Here is a 15,861-nt window from a genome sequence, read left to right on the forward strand (position 1 = left end):
TTCAATACAAATCCTCCTAGGGACACGGGGCATTGCCCCGTGTTCGTAACGGAATTGTCTGCGCTCAAAAAGGGCTAATTAACCGTACTGTTCAGGCTGGCTGCATCAGCGATTTGATTCGGCGCAGATTGGCGCAGGCGATCGCCATACAGAGCCAGTGCATTGCCGCTAAGCAATAGTTCTAAATGCTCCCGGTCATAATCAGCAACAGTTGCAGCATCCTTGACACAGTCATGGAGTACCCCATCCCAGTGCCCATAATCTCCAGAGAAGCAAGCCAGATGTTTGCCAATTTCTCCCATCGCAATGTGAAGATAAGCAGGGCCTGGATCGTCTGATTCAAAGGAAGTAAAGATTTGACCCCGCTCGAAGTATTCCAAAGGATCTCGATGGCGGAGATCGTAATGCTCATAAAGACTTGCATCCTCAATCTGAGCCGGGTCATGCTGAGCATTCCACAGGAGATCGAAGAGATTTTTTGCCTGACTAATCAGGTTGATATTGTTGTGAGTGCCTCTTTCCTGAATCATCAGCTTGGTGAATTCCATCAGGGAAGGACGATAGGGATGCTTGGGGTCAAAGTCACGGATGCGTTTTTCCCAATGCTCGTGGAAAGCATGGGCAAGATCCGGCACCCAACCACAACCGCCTTCTAAAAAGCCAACCCGCAGGGAGGGGAATTGCTCAAACGCCCCATCAAAAACCATTCTGGCTAAAGCCAATTGTTGCTGGTTTCGCTGCACAAAAATGTGCGTCAGAACAAAGGTTTCCACATGATCGGAAATCCCCCCCACCATGTAAGATCCCGGCCCTCCATGAATGCCCAGACCAATATCCAAATCGGCGGCTGCTTGCAGGATAGGGCGGAAGTCAGGATGGCTAATCGCTTTACAGGTGCGGATATCGGGGAAAGCTTGAGGCGCTTTCGGATGGGGAATCGGTAGGTTTGGGGCAACGGCGACGCTAATCATGCCCAGTTCGTTGATGCAACGGTGCATTTCAGCAACCGCGGCATCTACATCCTGTAGAGGCAATACACCAATCGGTTTGAGCCGGTTATCGTAACCCCGACAGTCGTCGGCAATGTAGTTGTTGTAAGCACGACACAGCGCGATCGCAAAGTCCTTATCCAATAAGCTCGAAAAGACTAAGTTGAGCGTGCCGTAGATTACCTGGATGTCAATGCCTTCTCGATCCATGTGTTCAATCCGCACTCGATTGAACATTGCCCCCAAAGTTGTATCGGGATGCAGGTTGCGAAAGCCACCTTTCCCCAGTCCTTGAGGTTGCGGAAACATCCGCATAAAGTCGTTTTTACCTGTTGCGGGATTAAAGTCTACGATTCTCGCCCGTTGGTCGCCAAGACTATCAATCGCTAAACCGATGCGATCGCGATACTCTGGCTCTAGATAATCCCGCATTACTAAAGGATTTTCTATTTTATGGGCATCTGCATCAATTACCAGTAGACCTTGATACATGAAAACTCCTTAATTAATTGCTCAATCGTTACCTGCAAATAAATTCCAGGTTTTCAGGGCGTCGGATAGAAGCCTGCCCCGATGAAGACACAATGTTTTTAATTGAATACTCGCCTTGCGGCTGAAATTTAATTCAACGCTTTCTGCTTGCGATTCAAGTATGTCCAAACTTGGCGCAGTCCAAACCAGTTCTCAAAAGACCACATGAGGGAAACCAGGATGGTAATGCCGGGGTACTTGACAAAAGCCGGGTGATTCTTCTCGAAGACAGCATGACCGCCCAAAGCGAATACTTGGGTGAGGACTAAACACACAAGCGTTAACCGCCAATCATAAAACAGAAAACCCACAGCGGCGATCGCTAGCACATTAGTCAAGTGGTGCAGAAACTGGTTGATGGGATGCTGATGACTCGCAACAAAGTGGGCTTTAGCCTCCTGGAAGTAGCTCAAAGTAATTCTCCTGCGGTTGAAACCCGAATTTGTCAAACTCAAAGCGTTGTAGGAACGATATCACTAAGTCTCTTGCGAAAGGGAGAGAAATTAGAATTTTTTTAGGTTGCTTTAACCCAGTTTGGACATTTTACCCTTGGGATGGCAGCGAGGAGAATGTCATTAAGTCAGCCCTAAACTAAAGTTTGGGCTTAAAGCTAAAACCCGTTCAAACGGGTTCAATGGCTTACCCCAGTAAGCTTTAGCTTACTTTAGCTTTAAGCCGGAAATTTATTTCCCGGCTACCTGCGTCAATCCCATTCCAGCTAGGACATTCCTACCGCCACCGGAGTTGCAAATAACCCCGTGGCTGTTGACTCAGTTCCTCTTCGCCCAGCCATTCTACTGGCTTGTAAGTGCCGAAAACCCGATCCCACCAATCTACCGCCAAACCAAAATTGTGATGCCACATTCCATACTTGTGATGCACGTAGTGAACTGGCATCTTCATCCAGAAGCACTTGGTGGGGTTTTCGTGCTGTAGCTGATGGGCATAGGCTGAAAATGCAGCATAGAATAAGCCACCGAGGAACCAACCGATTCCAGCCTCCCACGAGTAGAAAAACATCAAACACATTACCAGCAAACTGCCCCTAACATAGTCTCGAAACTCCCACAACACCCCCTGTCCTTCGTTACGACGGTGATGATCTCGATGACGTTCGCCAATCCGAGGCGAGACGTGCATCAAGCGATGTAGCCAATATTCCACTAAACTTGCCAAGATAAACGCCAAAGTAAAACAAGCGATTCCTACAGAAAGCTTTGCTAATAAGCTCATAAACTCCATTCCTCACAGTTTTTCTGTATCGCGACGCACACCTAAAGTTTTTTGCTCCGATTTAATTGGCTAGGACGCTTACATCCTATGGGAAATCTTGCTAATTTTTTGTTTTCTGTTGCGGCTGCCTAACGCGATCGCTAAATTTAAAAAAGTATAGGGTAATGCAAATATCATTCCACAAGCTGCACGCCATCGACTCCAAGAGAACACGGCTCGTGATGTAGGATATATCCTCCAGAAACGATTGACTGCACACACCATTTCATCGCCCAATCCGATGACTTCATGCCACCAACCGGCAGGAATATAAAGCGTTTCCCCTCGCTCAAGGATTACTTCGCGTTTATGCTGGAGTGCTTCCTTGAATTTTGGCAATGAGTTAAAGTCGGGGTTTTCCAGATCCACCTGACTAAACCAAGAACGCAATTTTAAGCCGTGGCGCAAATGAATATACACCGGAAATGGATAGAGATTGTATGTCTCTGAGGGTGGAAAAAACACTATTTTTTTGGCACCATGCAGTTGCATCAGCGTGCCGTCCACTGAGTCATAATGTAAGCCTGAACGATGACCTCCCGGAGCTACATAGATGTTCAGTTCGCTTGCAGGCTTCGTTAAACCCAGCCGAGAGCCAATTGTTTTTAAAGACTGGGTATCTGCAAGCGGAGTATTTTTGAGGGGACATTTTCCTAGGTTAATGTCATTTTCATGAGCCTTATGGTTACGCAACATCTCTGCATATTCTGTGAATGGCATACTTTGCAAATTCACGCCACTGCCGATGCTTTTCCATTTGCGCTTTTCCTGCTTTTCTCTTTCCCGCCCTGGATTCCGGAACATTAACTCTTGATTGCCAAATTTTTCACATAAATAGTCTAGATTCCAGTCACCTTCACTTTCCAATAAGCCCGTCATGATAACAGGAGTTCCGGTTTTTTGATATTTTTCAAAAAATATTTCTGGTGTTATCGATGAAATATCCACTCGTTCGATTGGCTTGACCCGCTTTTCCAAGTCTAATTTTATGACATTTTCCGATTTGGTTTCCATACCTATCTCCTCACTTATTTTGAGTCAATAATAGTTGGATATATAATCATAATTCATTTATGAAAGCTTAGATATCTCTTTTCTCTCTTCCTTATCGCTCTTGGCGTCTAAGCGCTATCGCTAACGCGAGGCTAACGCCAACGCGCAGGCTTCGCCAACGCGGTTCATAAAATTTACAACTCCTATAGAACTGCTATAACTGTCCCCAAAAAGCTTCGTTTTCATCGCTCATTAGTCATTAATAAAGACATTATGAATAATCACTACTAGCGAAGTTTAGCATTTAGTTTGAAGAAAAAGAAAAAATCTGCTTTAATCGACATCTAGTTATTCTTGCTAATGGATCTAATGCACTAATGGCAAATCTATTGCTACCAGTTTTGACAACGATTGCTGAACGTGCCAGGGCGAATTTTGTGAAAAAAACTCGCAGGACTTCTGCTGTACAGGAGCAGTTATTAAAGGAGCTATTGCAGGCTCATAAAGATACCGAATTAGGTCGCAAATATGGGCTGAGAGATATCAAAACAATCGAGCAATTTCAACAACAGATTCCGATTCTGCCTTACAGCAGCTATGAACCCTATACTGAACGCATTGCCCAAGGTGAAAAAAATATTTTAACGCCAGATCCGGTCGTTTATCTCAATACGACCAGTGGCTCGACGGGAAATCAGAAATTAATCCCGGTGACTCAGCGATTTCAGAACTCGTTGGGATGGGCGAATCTGACTTGCATCGGCTTTTTAGGTGAGGCGCTGCGTTCGCAAGATCGAAAATTTGGCAAACTGTTAGTCACCAACACCGCCCAAATCACGGGACGCACCAGTGGCGGGATTGAATATGGGCCGGGAGGTACAGGCGTCCTCCGCATGGGCAAATTTCTCTACGAACAACTCTTTGCCCATCCTTACGAAACCCTACAAGCAGCGGATAGTATCACCCGCCATTATCTTTGCTTCTTATTTGCCCTGCGCGATCGCTCGATGCGCGGAATCGGAGCCAATTTTCCCATGCTCATCCTGCGAATCTGCAACTATTTAGAGCGCTACGCGGAAGATTTGATCCGAGACATCGAAACCGGAACCATTGCCAGTTGGTTAACACTCGAACCCGAACTTCGAGCCAAATTGGAACGGCAATGGTCAGCAAATCCAGGTCGCGCCGCTCAATTGCGGGAAATCTTAAAATCAGAGGGACGGCTTACCCCAAAACTAGCATGGCCTGAGCTATCTTTTACCGCCACCGCGCGGGGAGGAACCTCAGATTTTTACTTTGAGCGATTTCCCTCCTACTTTGACGACATCCCTAGCTTTGGGGCTGTTTTCGCCTCCGCTGAAGGCACCTTTAGTATTTACCACGACCTCAACAACGATGGCAGCATCTTAGCCATTGAAGCAGGCTTTTTTGAATTTATCCCGCAAGACCAGTGGGAGGAAGAGCATCCCAAAACCTTACTTGCCACGGAAGTGAAAGCGGGAGAACTGTACCGGATTCTGATGACCAACTATAGCGGCTTCTACCGTTACGATATTGGTGATGTTGTAGAAGTTCTGGGCTTTTACGAGCAGGCTCCTCTGATTGTATTTCGTCACCGTCGAGGCGGGATTTTGTCTTCCACGACGGAAAAGACGACCGAATTTCATGCCACTCAAGTGATGCAAAGCCTGCAACAAGAATTTGGCTTGCCATTAGAGGATTTTTGTATCACTTTGTCCGAAAATGAGTTCCCCGCCCATTATCTAGTGAATATTGAACTCGTTGACGGTCATATTTTGAGCGATCGCCTTGCTTTTTTAGCCAGCTTTGACCGTAAACTAAAGGAAACTAACGTTTACTATCAATCCAAACGCAAGGATCAGGTGCCTCCTCCCCGACTGCGAATTCTGGCTCCTGGCAGCTTTGCCAAAGTTCGCCAACGTCAAGTAGAAAGGGGAATTCCGGATTCTCAACTAAAATTTCCCCATATTAGCGAAGATCGGAATTTTCTAGCTGGACTGGAAGTGGAGCAAGAGGTTAGACTTCCAGAGGATCGCGATTAAATTTGTCTTTGCTACCAAAGAAAAGCAGCAATCCTGCCACCATCGAGACACTCGCTGCCCCATAAAAAACCCCTGGCAAGCCGCCATAATTGATCGCTGGCCCTAGGAGAATCGGGGAGAGGAACTGTCCGAGGAAACCGGCACCCGTTCCGATTGCCAGCACGCTAGACCGGAGTTGTGAGGGGGCGAGATCGGCTAAAGCGCTATACAGGTTGGGTAGCACAATCCCAAATCCCACCCCGAAGAGTACCGCTGTTATCAAAATCCAGAGGAGTTGGGACAGCAGTGGGATGGTTGCCAAGGTTAATGCCATCAGGGCAAATCCGGTTGCGGTGGCTCGATTTAAACCGAGTCGCTTGGCGAGGCCCTTGGCAGCAAAAGCGGAGACAGCAGCTGCCCCAACTGCCCGCGATGCCAGGACAATCCCATTGAGAGATGCTCCTGCCCCTATCGTTGCCTTGAGGTAAAGGGGTGCGTAAATAACGACGGCATACATTGCCACTGAGGCTAAGCAAAGGGTCAGTAACAACTGCAAGGCGTGGGACTGTCCGATGATTTTACCCAGCTTTTGGTTTGAATCCGTGGCGCGTTCTTTAACCCGAAGCTTCGGTGGCTTTTCTTTCAAAATTAAAGCAACCAAAAACGCCAGCGGCAACCCCAGCCCATACAGATAAAAAGCGTATTGCCAGTGAGTGGCACCCACCCAGCCCCCTAAAAGCGGGAAAGCAATACCCGTCAGGGTGAGGGTACTGGTCGCGTAACCTAAAGCTTGCGAGCGCGCTTCGCCTTCATACAGATTCCCCAGCAAGCCCAGACTCGCCGCCGCAATCCCCCCACTGGCGATACCCAGCAACCCCCGCATCACTAACAGCGGCGTCAGCGTTTGCATGAAAGCTCCTGCCGTGCCTAACACTGCGTAGAGAATCAGGGAAGGAATTAGCACCCGTAATCGACCCACTCGATCTGCCAAAATCCCTAGCAATGGGCTGAATAGGGCAATCGTCAGGCAATGGAGGCTCACCAAGTTACCGGCAAACGCGGGATCGAGGTGAAGTTGTTGCACCATTTCTGGCAAAATTGGCGCAATGACTCCCCCCGTCATGGTCGTCAGGGAGCCTGCTGCCAGCAGCACTAACAGTCTGCGATCGCCCAACATAAGCCAGAAACCTGCAATGTTTGGTCATCATAACCTAGATAGGTGGAAATCAACTTATTTTTGGGCTGTTCTGGGTGATGGGTGATTGATCATTTGAAAAATCCTAAAAGACAAAACAAATTGATATTGACTTATCGGTGGCTAGGAAGCTAAATATTGTCACAGAAACCGGCAACAGAGGCACAATTCATGGAACTGGCTACGACGCTAACCAGCCAGACCGTTCAGAATGCTGTTCGAGAGGTGGGCATCAATGGGAATCACTGGTATCCGGTGGGTTGGGCAGACCAACTGAAGCCCGGTGAAATCAAGCCTGTGGTTATTTGGCAGCAAGCGATCGCAATTTTTCGCGATACTCAAGGGAATCTCCATGCCTTAGAGGATGCTTGCCCTCACAAAGGCATCGCACTCCACAAGGGCACCGTCCAAGGGTGTAACTTAGCGTGTGCTTATCATGGCTGGGAATTTGACGGTGAAGGTCATTGTGTCAGCATTCCCTATCTTCCCGACACCCAAAAACTTCCCCGCGCCCAAGCCCGCAGTTATCCAGTGCAAGAAAAATATAATCTTATCTGGATCTTCCCTGGCGATCGCGCTCTCGCCACCACCTGTCAGCCGCCAGATATCCCTGAATTTGATGAGCCAGATTGGTTAATGGTGCCCGTGAATGCCCACTTCCAAGCCCATTTTTCCATCTGCAACGAAAACACGATGGACGTTTTTCATGGTTTTCTGCACCAAAAATTGCAGGGTTGGTTCGATCCGGTGTTAACGAGTCTGCGAGAGACAGACGCGGCAGTCTGCGCCGAATACAATGTTTCCTACAAAGGTCGCATGGCTCAGTTTCTCGGATTGAGCGATCGCGCTGACCAAGTCACCACCTTACCGATCTCGATTCAGTATCGCTACCCACACTTTTATACCGTTCTCCAGGGAGTTTCCGCCCTATACTTGATGCGATTGCCCGTCGGCTTAACTGAGAGCCGATCTTTTGCCTTTTTCTTTTTCAAAGTCCGCCTGCCAAAATGGGTACTCAACCCGCTCAAGCCTTGGTTGCAAATCCTGCTCCCGCGCTTTGTGTTGTTGAAATTTCTCGCCCAAGACATTGAGATGATCGAAAGCGAGCAGCGAACCTACTTAGCCGATCCCCAGCGACGTTATGTAGAAATTAACCCAGCAATTATTGCTATCCAGCGGCTAATTGTCCGGCAATATGAGAAATTTGTGCAAGAATCTAGTCAATCGCAAAATCATCAGGGGAAGTCAGAAAAGTCTATTTCTTTTGCTGAGGCGAATGCGCTAGCCTTCGGCAACCCCTCCGGGGAACGCGCACACTCCGCGAACGCCAGAGAGCCATCTGAACTCACCCAAGAAAATCTAATCGGATGAAGGCAACTCTCCTAGCAGCGGTGTATTCTCTAGCCCTTTCTCAGGGTTGCGGCTCCCTTGGGAGCTGGAGCCATGTATTCATAAACACGATGAGGTCTTCTTCCTTCGGGCGTTTCGTCAGACCTGGATAGCAGAAACCGAGTCTGGCAAATATACTGTTGAGCCAGAGGCGATCGCTTATCTGGTAAAAGCTGAGAGGAGTCAACTTGTGCAAATTGTCAAAGAATATGTCCAGCATTGGTACGAGAGCGGACTTGACCCCGATGAATATATCTGTCATCAGAAGCAGGGGAATACCGTCGAGATTGAAGACGCGGCGACGGGTGAGCGTCAAACCGTTCTCAGCTTCTGCACCAATGATGTTTTAGGGTTAGTTCACGAAGAAGCCGTTAAGCAAGGTGCCATTGATGCCATCCTGAAATACGGAACCTCAAACAGCTCCTGCTCCGTCTTGAGCGGTCGAATCGATCTGCATCGACAGCTAGAGGACGAGATTTCAGCCTTTAAGCATCTACCCCACACCCAGCTATTTCTGAACGCTTGGATGGCGATGCAAGCCTTAATGGATGCCTTCTGCCACCTGGCAATTCCCGTGCCGGGATTCCAGAACACTCGCGAAACTTTAATTCTCACCGATGTCCTCAATCATGGCTGCATTGTCTCAGCCGTCGTCAATGCGGGGACTCGTTCCGGAAAAGTGTTTGGCAATAGCCCCCGCACCCGTGTAAAAGCTTACCGCCATTGTAATGTGGAGGATTTAGCGCGGAAACTGCATCGATATGCCCGACCTGGCGATCGCATTCTGGTTGTATCCGATGCCGTATTCTCAATGGATGGGGATATCGCGCCGCTGCTCGACATGATCGGTGTCCTGCAAAAATACGAGGGCAGCGTGCTGGTAATGGATGAAGCTCATGCCAGCGGTGCCATTGGAGCCACGGGAAGAGGGATCTACGAGCATTTTGGCATTTTGCCCAGTTATGCGATTGAGCGGGGCGTCGTGCCGCTGATTATGACGACTTTCTCTAAGTTTGCCGCCTCAGCCGGAGCCGCCATTAGCAGCCACGTCGCAGAGTTAAAACCCCTGCTGAATGTTTCTCCTACCTCAATTGGAACTATTTCTTTACCGCCACCAACCACGGCGGCTGCCTTAGAAAGCATCCGTATCGTTCGTCAACAGCCAGAACGAGTCCAAAAGCTACAGGAAAATACCCGATACTTGCGATCGCGCTTAGCTGAAAATGATTTTGCCGCAATTGGCGAGACCAACGTTGTCCCAGTCATTTTACCGTCAGAGATTAATCCCAAGGTCTTTGGCAGACAACTTTTGCAAGAGCGCGGTCTTTGGGTCTCTCCGATTTGGTTTATTGCCAAACCCCGCCTCCGCATTACCGTCAACGCTCTCCACACTCACGAGGAAATGGATCGTTTGGTGGCAGGAATGGTAGCCGTTCGGGACTTATTGTATAAACCAACGATTAGTGCATAGCAATACCAGGCTTAACCTGAGATTGCCCTATGACTAGCCGTTTGCTTAACCCCTTTTTTGGAGTGCGTGATGCGTGTACTGCTCCTCTATCCACAATTTCCCAAATCGTTCTGGTCTTTTGACAAAGCGCTAGAACTAATCGGACGGAAGGTATCGCTTCCTCCGCTGGGAATGATTACAGTCGCAGCGATTCTGCCCCAAACTTGGGAGTTCCGCTTAATAGACCGCAATGTTCGATGTGAGACTGAAGCAGACTGGGCTTGGGCAGACCTCGTCATCATCTCCGGGATGATTGTCCAGAAACCCGATATGCTACACCTGATCCGCGAAGCGAAGCAGCGCGGCAAATTGGTAGCGGTCGGTGGTCCCTACGTTACCTCAGTTCCAAATGCGGCACAGGAAGCCGGAGTAGACTTTCTGGTTTTAGACGAAGGCGAGATTACCCTGCCGCTCTTAGTCGAGGCTTTAGAACGGGGTGAAACCGAGGGGGTATTCCGTTCCAATGGCGAAAAGCCGGATGTCACGAACACACCCATTCCCAGATTCGACCTGCTGGAGCTAACAGCCTACAACGATATGTCGGTGCAGTTTTCGCGGGGTTGCCCCTTTCAGTGCGAGTTCTGCGACATCATTGTCCTGTATGGGCGCAAGCCACGCACGAAAACCCCCGCGCAACTGCTCGCTGAGTTACAAGCTCTGTATGATTTGGGCTGGCGGCGCTCCATTTTTGTCGTTGATGACAACTTCATCGGCAACAAGCGCAACGTTAAGCTCTTGCTGCGCGAACTCGGTCCCTGGATGGCGGCTCGCGGCTACCCCTTCCGCCTTTCGACGGAAGCCTCGGTGGACTTAGCACAGGATGAGGAATTGCTGGATTTGATGGTCGCTGCCAACTTCAGTGCAGTGTTTTTGGGCATCGAAACACCAGACACAGAGAGTCTGGCTCTGACTCAAAAATTCCAAAATACGCGCAATTCCCTGATGGAATCGGTTCAGAAAATCAATCGGGCGGGTTTGCGCGTGATGGCTGGTTTCATCATTGGTTTTGATGGTGAAAAGGCTGGAGCAGGTCGTCGGATTATTGATTTTGTGGAAGCGACAGCAATTCCTCAAGCACTGTTCAGTATGCTTCAGGCTTTGCCCAATACAGCGCTGTGGCATCGACTTCAAAAAGAGGGTCGTTTGCTGGAGGGGAGTGAAGAGGCGAATATCCACCAGACAACGCTTACCAATTTTATCCCCAGTCGTCCTTTAGAAGAATTGGCTCGTGAATACGTCAGTTGCTTCTGGGAACTGTATGAACCAGCTCGCTATCTGGCACGAGTCCATCGACACTTCCTAGAAATGAAGCCGACTCCTCACAAGAAGAAGTTCCGAATGCCGGGATTCACAGATATCAAGGCATTATTTATTATTTGTTGGCGACAGGGGCTGAAGCGCAATACACGCTTCCAGTTTTGGCGTCAGATGTTCTCTATCATCCAGCACAATCCGGGTGTATTTGAGTCTTATTTAATTAATTGCGCCCATATTGAGCATTTCATCGAGTACCGTCAAATTGTGCGCGACGAAATCGAAGCTCAGCTTACCGAATATCTAGCGAACAAAGGAACAGAAACTCCTCAAGAAAAGGTTCTGGCAAGCTAAGTTATTTAATGAATTGACTTTATCAAGGAATTCGGAAAGCTAAATAAAAGTTGTTTCATTAGACACTTTTACAACTATAAAAATGGTGGGAGAGCAAACAACAAAGGTTAAAATTCAAGCGGTAACAACTCCGGAAGAAACCAAAATGTTTCTGGATGTTCCGGAGCGGGTTTATGCGAATGACCCTCACTGGGTAGCGCCAATTCGCAGCAGTATTGCTAAGCAGTTCACTCCTAGTAATCCGTTCCTTCAGTACGGGAAACTACAACAGTTTATTGCTATCTCTGAGGGAGCAAATAGTTCTCAGGCGGTAGGACGTATTGTTGCCGCAGTCAATCATCGGTTGATTGAACGAGAAGGGAAAAATGTTGGGTTATTCGGTTTTTTTGAGTGTGTCCAAGATTTTGCGATCGCGCAATCCTTATTTGAGACTGCCTGCAACTGGTTGCGGGAGCAAGGCATGACGGTTGTTCGGGGTCCCATCGACCTCTCAACTCACAATAATTGTTTATTTTTAGTAGACGGATTTGACTCGCCACCAATGGTGATGATGCCCTATAATCCGTCCTACTATCCAGAATTTATAGAGAAAGATGGCTGGCATAAAGCTAAGGATGCTTACGCCTATAATTTTTCTTTAGATAAACCCTTATCAGCAGAATTTGAGAAAGCTTATCGGATTGCTTGTAAATCAGGTGTTACCTTTCGTCCGTTAAGAACAAAAGGAGAAGGATTTGAGCAAGATTGCATCAGCCTTTATCATCTTTTTAACCGCGCTTTCGCTAATAACTGGAGTTCAACCCCGCGCAGCCAGGAAGAATTTTTAGAAGAAGCGAAAGAACTACAGACTTTAGTAGATCCGGATGTCTTTCCAATTGCCGAATATAACGGGGAAATGATTGGGTTTTGGATGGGATTACCCGACTACAATATTCCTCTAAAACACGTCAATGGAAAGTTAAATTGGCTGGGAATTCTTAAGTTCCTTTGGTATCGCCGTCAAATTGATCGAGGACGAGTAATTGCCATTTGTTCGCTGCCGGAATATCGCCGAAAAATGGTGCCTCTCGCCTTGATTTATTTGGGAATGCAAGGGGGAATTCAAAAAGGTAAACCCTATAAGCAAGCGGAACTTTCCTGGGTTTATGAAGATAATTTTCCCTCGCGCAAGCTAATTGAAGCAGCGGGAGGCAAGATTTATAAAACTTATCGCATTTACGAAAAAGCATTATGAAGGTGCTAGTTACGGGAGCCAGCGGATTTACAGGTTCTCACTTAGTGCGGGCTTTAGAGCAGCAGGGCGACTTGGTGGTGGGGCTAGTCCGAAAATCGAGCAATCTAGCGCGTCTTTCTAATTGCAACGTGCAGTTGGTTTACGGAGATATCACCGATCGGGATGCCCTACGAAGGGCAATGGCTGGGGTAGATACAGTTTTTCACACGGCTGCCTATGTAGAACTGGGCATCGTCGATGAGGCAGAAATGGAGCGGGTAAATGTGGAAGGCACCCGTTCGGTTTTAGAAATTGCCCAAGCTGCTGGGGTCTCCAAAGTCGTCTATTGCAGCACCATTGGCGTGTTTGGCGATACGGGGGGCAAACTTGTAAATGAAACTTTTAAGCGGACACAGACTAACTTTTCCTCTGCCTACGATCGCACCAAATACCAAGCGCAAGAATGGGTGGATCGATTTGCGACGCAAGGGCTTCCGGTTGTGAGTCTTCTGCCTTCTGGGATTTTTGGGGCGGACGATCCCCATTTTGGCCCCGTGATGCAACAATTTCTCAAAGGACGGCTAAAGGTGTGGGCAGGAGGCGATCGCATTACCGGCATTGTCCATGTGGACGACTTAGCTGCGGCGATGATTCTAGCAGCAGCAAAAAGCAAACCTGGAGAACACTACATTATTTCTGCTGGTGAGCTGACTACCCGCGAAATGTTCGAGATTTTCAGTCAGGAAACCAATATTCCTGTCCCCGCCGAAGCTCCTAAGCCGGTCGTGAGATTTTTGGGAAATTTACTCGATCCAGTCGGACGCCTTTTCAAATGGCAGCCACCCCTCAGTCGGGAGCGCGTTCACTACATTTACGACCGCTGCGTCCGGGTAGATGCCACCAAAGCTTGTCAGGAACTCGGTTGGCATCCCCGCTCAGTATCACAAACCTTGAGTGAGATTGTCCGAACCATGCAAGCTGCATCGTGAATGTTGCCCGATTTACACTATTCTTTCTTGAGAACCCCATCTTCCAGATAAGCGACTCGGTCGGCAACATCGACAATCCGAGGATCGTGCGTCACCATCAGTACCGTGCAGCCGCCTTCCTTCGCCAACTGACGCAGTAACTCAATTACGGTATGCCCACTATGGGAGTCTAAGGCAGCGGTTGGCTCATCTGCCATAATCAATTGGGGATTGCCTGCTAAAGCCCGCGCGATCGCTACCCGCTGTTTTTGTCCTCCAGACAAATCACCCGGCTTCTGGTTCGCTTTATCCCCTAATCCCACCTGTTCCAATAAAACTTTTGCTTGCTGTCGGGCGACCCTATCCCAAATGCCTTTAACATTCAGCACGATTTCAATATTTTCAGATGCTGTTAGTGCCCCGAACAGGTTGAAACCCTGAAAAATAAAGCCGATATTGTGTAGTCGGAACCGTGCTAGCTTTGCCCTAGACATTCCTGTAATCTCGTCTCCGAGTAAGTACACCTTTCCAGCAGAGGGTGTCAGCAGCCCAGCTAAGATTGACAGCAGGGTGGTTTTTCCCGATCCAGACGGCCCCATCAAGAGTTGGATATCGCCCCTACAGATTTCTAAGTCAATCCCTTTAAGAACTTGATAAGACTGTCGCCCTGAGGGGAATGCCATCTCTATTCCTTTGGCAACAATCGCTCCCATTTGACGATTGTTAAATTCTCTTGCGGTAGAATCATCCTGGCTTCGGCTCTTTTTAAACACAGTAGAGTTAATTTGAGAAGCACTCATCCGTTAAGTCTTTAGCCTAACTTTTGGTCAAACTTGCAAGTAATCGTAAATCTTTTCTTATGGTTTCACTAGCTCGGAAGCACTTGCTCGAAGACATTCCTCGTTTACTTGTGGCTCAGGCAGGGATTATGTTTGCCGTTAGCCTGGTAACAATTCAAACGGGTATCTTCAATGGCTTTAGTCGCTCCGCTGCTAAATTAATTGACAATTCCCAAGCCGATATTTGGGTGGCATCCAAGAGTATGGTGTACCTTGACTTGACGTTGCCAATCCCCCAGGCGCACGTCGTTCTGGCTCAAGAGGTGGCGGGCGTAGAGCGAGCCGAAGCACTCATTGCCAGGGGTTCCGTATGGCGTCATCCCTCAGGTGAGATTGCTCCAGTCAGAGTCATCGGATTTAACCCAAACGGACAATTGTTTGTACCAACAAATATTACCCAAGGAAGTGTGAGTGCCCTAAAAGAACCTTACACCGTAATGGTGGATGTAACTAACTTGGACTCCCTAAAGGTACGAAAGATAGGTGATGTCGCTGAAGTAGGTACTTTACCAGCCCGGTTAGTGGGTTTTACCCAAAGAAATCGCTCAATTGCATCAAATGCTTATATGTTTACTTCCTTGGAGAGTGCCAATGCTTACTTAAATTCTGGTCAGACTTCTAGTTTGTCTTGCCGATTGCAATCGGGATCGAGGGGAATCCAGTGTACTAACACTTATGAGAAGCTCGATCCCACTGCTACTTCTGTACCCAAACCGTTAGCGGCATCAGATCCCATCACTTATGTCTTGATTCAAGCCAAGCCGGGTCAGGATTTAGAGGTACTTAAACAAAGACTAGAAGCCACCTTACCCGATACCCGTGCGTACACTCACGCCGAAATGATTGAAATGACTCAGACTTACTGGCAAAAGCGAACTGGAATTGGGTTCCTTCTGGGTCTTGGTGCAGCGGTGGGGATAATTGTCGGGGCGATCGTTGTCGGTCAGATCCTCTACTCGTCAGTATCCGATCACATCAAAGAATTTGGTACTCTCAAAGCGATGGGCGCGTCCGATTGGGTTATCTACTGTGCAATTATCGAGCAGGCGTTGTGGATGGCAATTCTAGGTTATATTCCCAGCATGGTTCTTTGCTTAGGAGTGGTAGCCTGGACATTTTCCAGTCAGGGAATCATCATTTTAATCACTCCGGCAACTGCGATCGCTGCCTTGGGAATCACGGTTGTCATGTGCGTCGGTTCTGCCATCTTTGCCATTCAAAAAGTCACTCGCGTCGATCCCGCGATCGTCTTCAAGGCGTAATTCCTAGAACCGTTAACCTGACAATACCAGCTACGCCGTCTGTTGCCGTC

13 protein-coding genes are annotated in these 15,861 nt (G+C 48.2%); 7 read left to right on the top strand and 6 right to left on the bottom strand.

Annotated features, from left to right (window positions below; genetic code table 11):
• Window positions 1-74: 74 nt before the first annotated feature.
• From NC997_RS17675 to NC997_RS17690, 4 genes are all read right to left on the bottom strand, one after another.
• Window positions 75-1,481, bottom strand: coding sequence for an amidohydrolase family protein (locus NC997_RS17675; protein WP_190528132.1), 1,407 nt, complete (start codon window positions 1,479-1,481; stop codon window positions 75-77).
• 128 nt (window positions 1,482-1,609) lie between these two features.
• On the bottom strand, window positions 1,610-1,933 hold the full coding sequence (locus NC997_RS17680) for an Mpo1-like protein (RefSeq protein WP_190528134.1): 324 nt from the start codon (window positions 1,931-1,933) through the stop codon (window positions 1,610-1,612).
• 316 nt (window positions 1,934-2,249) lie between these two features.
• Entirely contained in the window at window positions 2,250-2,753 is a 504-nt protein-coding gene (locus NC997_RS17685; RefSeq protein ID WP_190528136.1) for a sterol desaturase family protein, read from the bottom strand.
• Window positions 2,754-2,831: 78 nt separating this feature from the next.
• Window positions 2,832-3,806, bottom strand: coding sequence for a cupin-like domain-containing protein (locus tag NC997_RS17690; RefSeq protein ID WP_190528138.1), 975 nt, complete (start codon window positions 3,804-3,806; stop codon window positions 2,832-2,834).
• A 356-nt stretch (window positions 3,807-4,162) separates the two neighbouring features.
• Here NC997_RS17690 and NC997_RS17695 point away from each other — a divergent pair, with 356 nt between their 5' ends.
• Entirely contained in the window at window positions 4,163-5,848 is a 1,686-nt protein-coding gene (locus NC997_RS17695) for a GH3 auxin-responsive promoter family protein (protein WP_190528140.1), read from the top strand.
• On the opposite strand, the gene NC997_RS17700 is transcribed toward NC997_RS17695, so the two are convergent.
• The gene (locus tag NC997_RS17700; RefSeq protein WP_190528142.1) at window positions 5,823-7,004 is read right to left on the bottom strand and encodes an MFS transporter; all 1,182 of its coding nucleotides are present in this window, start codon (window positions 7,002-7,004) and stop codon (window positions 5,823-5,825) included. The genes NC997_RS17695 and NC997_RS17700 overlap by 26 nt on opposite strands.
• Window positions 7,005-7,193: 189 nt before the next feature.
• On the opposite strand from NC997_RS17700, the gene NC997_RS17705 reads away from it, so the two are divergent.
• The 5 genes from NC997_RS17705 to NC997_RS17725 all read left to right on the top strand — a co-directional run bounded on the left by NC997_RS17705 (window position 7,194) and on the right by NC997_RS17725 (window position 13,731).
• Window positions 7,194-8,393 (top strand): aromatic ring-hydroxylating dioxygenase subunit alpha, encoded by a 1,200-nt coding sequence (locus tag NC997_RS17705; RefSeq protein ID WP_190528215.1) that lies wholly within the window; start codon window positions 7,194-7,196, stop codon window positions 8,391-8,393.
• Window positions 8,394-8,601: 208 nt separating this feature from the next.
• Window positions 8,602-9,882, top strand: a complete 1,281-nt coding sequence (locus NC997_RS17710) for an aminotransferase class I/II-fold pyridoxal phosphate-dependent enzyme (RefSeq protein ID WP_190414659.1) — start codon at window positions 8,602-8,604, stop codon at window positions 9,880-9,882.
• Window positions 9,883-9,951: 69 nt separating this feature from the next.
• Window positions 9,952-11,529: a B12-binding domain-containing radical SAM protein gene (locus NC997_RS17715; RefSeq protein ID WP_190528144.1), complete on the top strand. Its 1,578-nt coding sequence runs from the start codon at window positions 9,952-9,954 to the stop codon at window positions 11,527-11,529.
• 82 nt (window positions 11,530-11,611) lie between these two features.
• The gene (locus NC997_RS17720) at window positions 11,612-12,763 is read left to right on the top strand and encodes a hypothetical protein (protein ID WP_190528146.1); all 1,152 of its coding nucleotides are present in this window, start codon (window positions 11,612-11,614) and stop codon (window positions 12,761-12,763) included.
• Window positions 12,760-13,731 carry an NAD-dependent epimerase/dehydratase family protein gene (locus tag NC997_RS17725; RefSeq protein ID WP_190528148.1) on the top strand — a complete coding sequence of 324 codons (972 nt, stop codon included), beginning with the start codon at window positions 12,760-12,762 and terminating at the stop codon, window positions 13,729-13,731. Before NC997_RS17720 ends, NC997_RS17725 begins: the two co-directional genes overlap by 4 nt.
• 17 nt (window positions 13,732-13,748) lie before the next feature.
• Here NC997_RS17725 and NC997_RS17730 read toward each other — a convergent pair whose 3' ends face one another.
• A complete protein-coding gene (locus NC997_RS17730) occupies window positions 13,749-14,510 on the bottom strand; it encodes an ABC transporter ATP-binding protein (protein ID WP_190528150.1) in 762 nt (253 codons plus the stop codon).
• 59 nt (window positions 14,511-14,569) lie between these two features.
• Between NC997_RS17730 and NC997_RS17735 the strand changes: the two genes are divergently transcribed.
• Entirely contained in the window at window positions 14,570-15,811 is a 1,242-nt protein-coding gene (locus tag NC997_RS17735) for an FtsX-like permease family protein (protein WP_190528152.1), read from the top strand.
• The last annotated feature ends 50 nt before the right edge of the window (window positions 15,812-15,861 follow it).

Origin of the sequence: Trichocoleus sp. DQ-A2, assembly GCF_039961915.1 — a bacterium.
Lineage (GTDB): Bacteria > Cyanobacteriota > Cyanobacteriia > Cyanobacteriales > FACHB-T130 > FACHB-T130.

Coding starts and splice junctions, on each gene's coding strand:
- NC997_RS17730 (WP_190528150.1), bottom strand. CDS start 14,510: ATGAGTGCTTCTCAAATTAACTCTACTGTGTTTAAAAAGAGCCGAAGC.
- NC997_RS17695 (WP_190528140.1), top strand. CDS start 4,163: ATGGCAAATCTATTGCTACCAGTTTTGACAACGATTGCTGAACGTGCC.
- NC997_RS17725 (WP_190528148.1), top strand. CDS start 12,760: ATGAAGGTGCTAGTTACGGGAGCCAGCGGATTTACAGGTTCTCACTTA.
- NC997_RS17700 (WP_190528142.1), bottom strand. CDS start 7,004: ATGTTGGGCGATCGCAGACTGTTAGTGCTGCTGGCAGCAGGCTCCCTG.
- NC997_RS17705 (WP_190528215.1), top strand. CDS start 7,194: ATGGAACTGGCTACGACGCTAACCAGCCAGACCGTTCAGAATGCTGTT.
- NC997_RS17720 (WP_190528146.1), top strand. CDS start 11,612: ATGGTGGGAGAGCAAACAACAAAGGTTAAAATTCAAGCGGTAACAACT.
- NC997_RS17715 (WP_190528144.1), top strand. CDS start 9,952: ATGCGTGTACTGCTCCTCTATCCACAATTTCCCAAATCGTTCTGGTCT.
- NC997_RS17685 (WP_190528136.1), bottom strand. CDS start 2,753: ATGAGCTTATTAGCAAAGCTTTCTGTAGGAATCGCTTGTTTTACTTTG.
- NC997_RS17735 (WP_190528152.1), top strand. CDS start 14,570: ATGGTTTCACTAGCTCGGAAGCACTTGCTCGAAGACATTCCTCGTTTA.
- NC997_RS17675 (WP_190528132.1), bottom strand. CDS start 1,481: ATGTATCAAGGTCTACTGGTAATTGATGCAGATGCCCATAAAATAGAA.
- NC997_RS17690 (WP_190528138.1), bottom strand. CDS start 3,806: ATGGAAACCAAATCGGAAAATGTCATAAAATTAGACTTGGAAAAGCGG.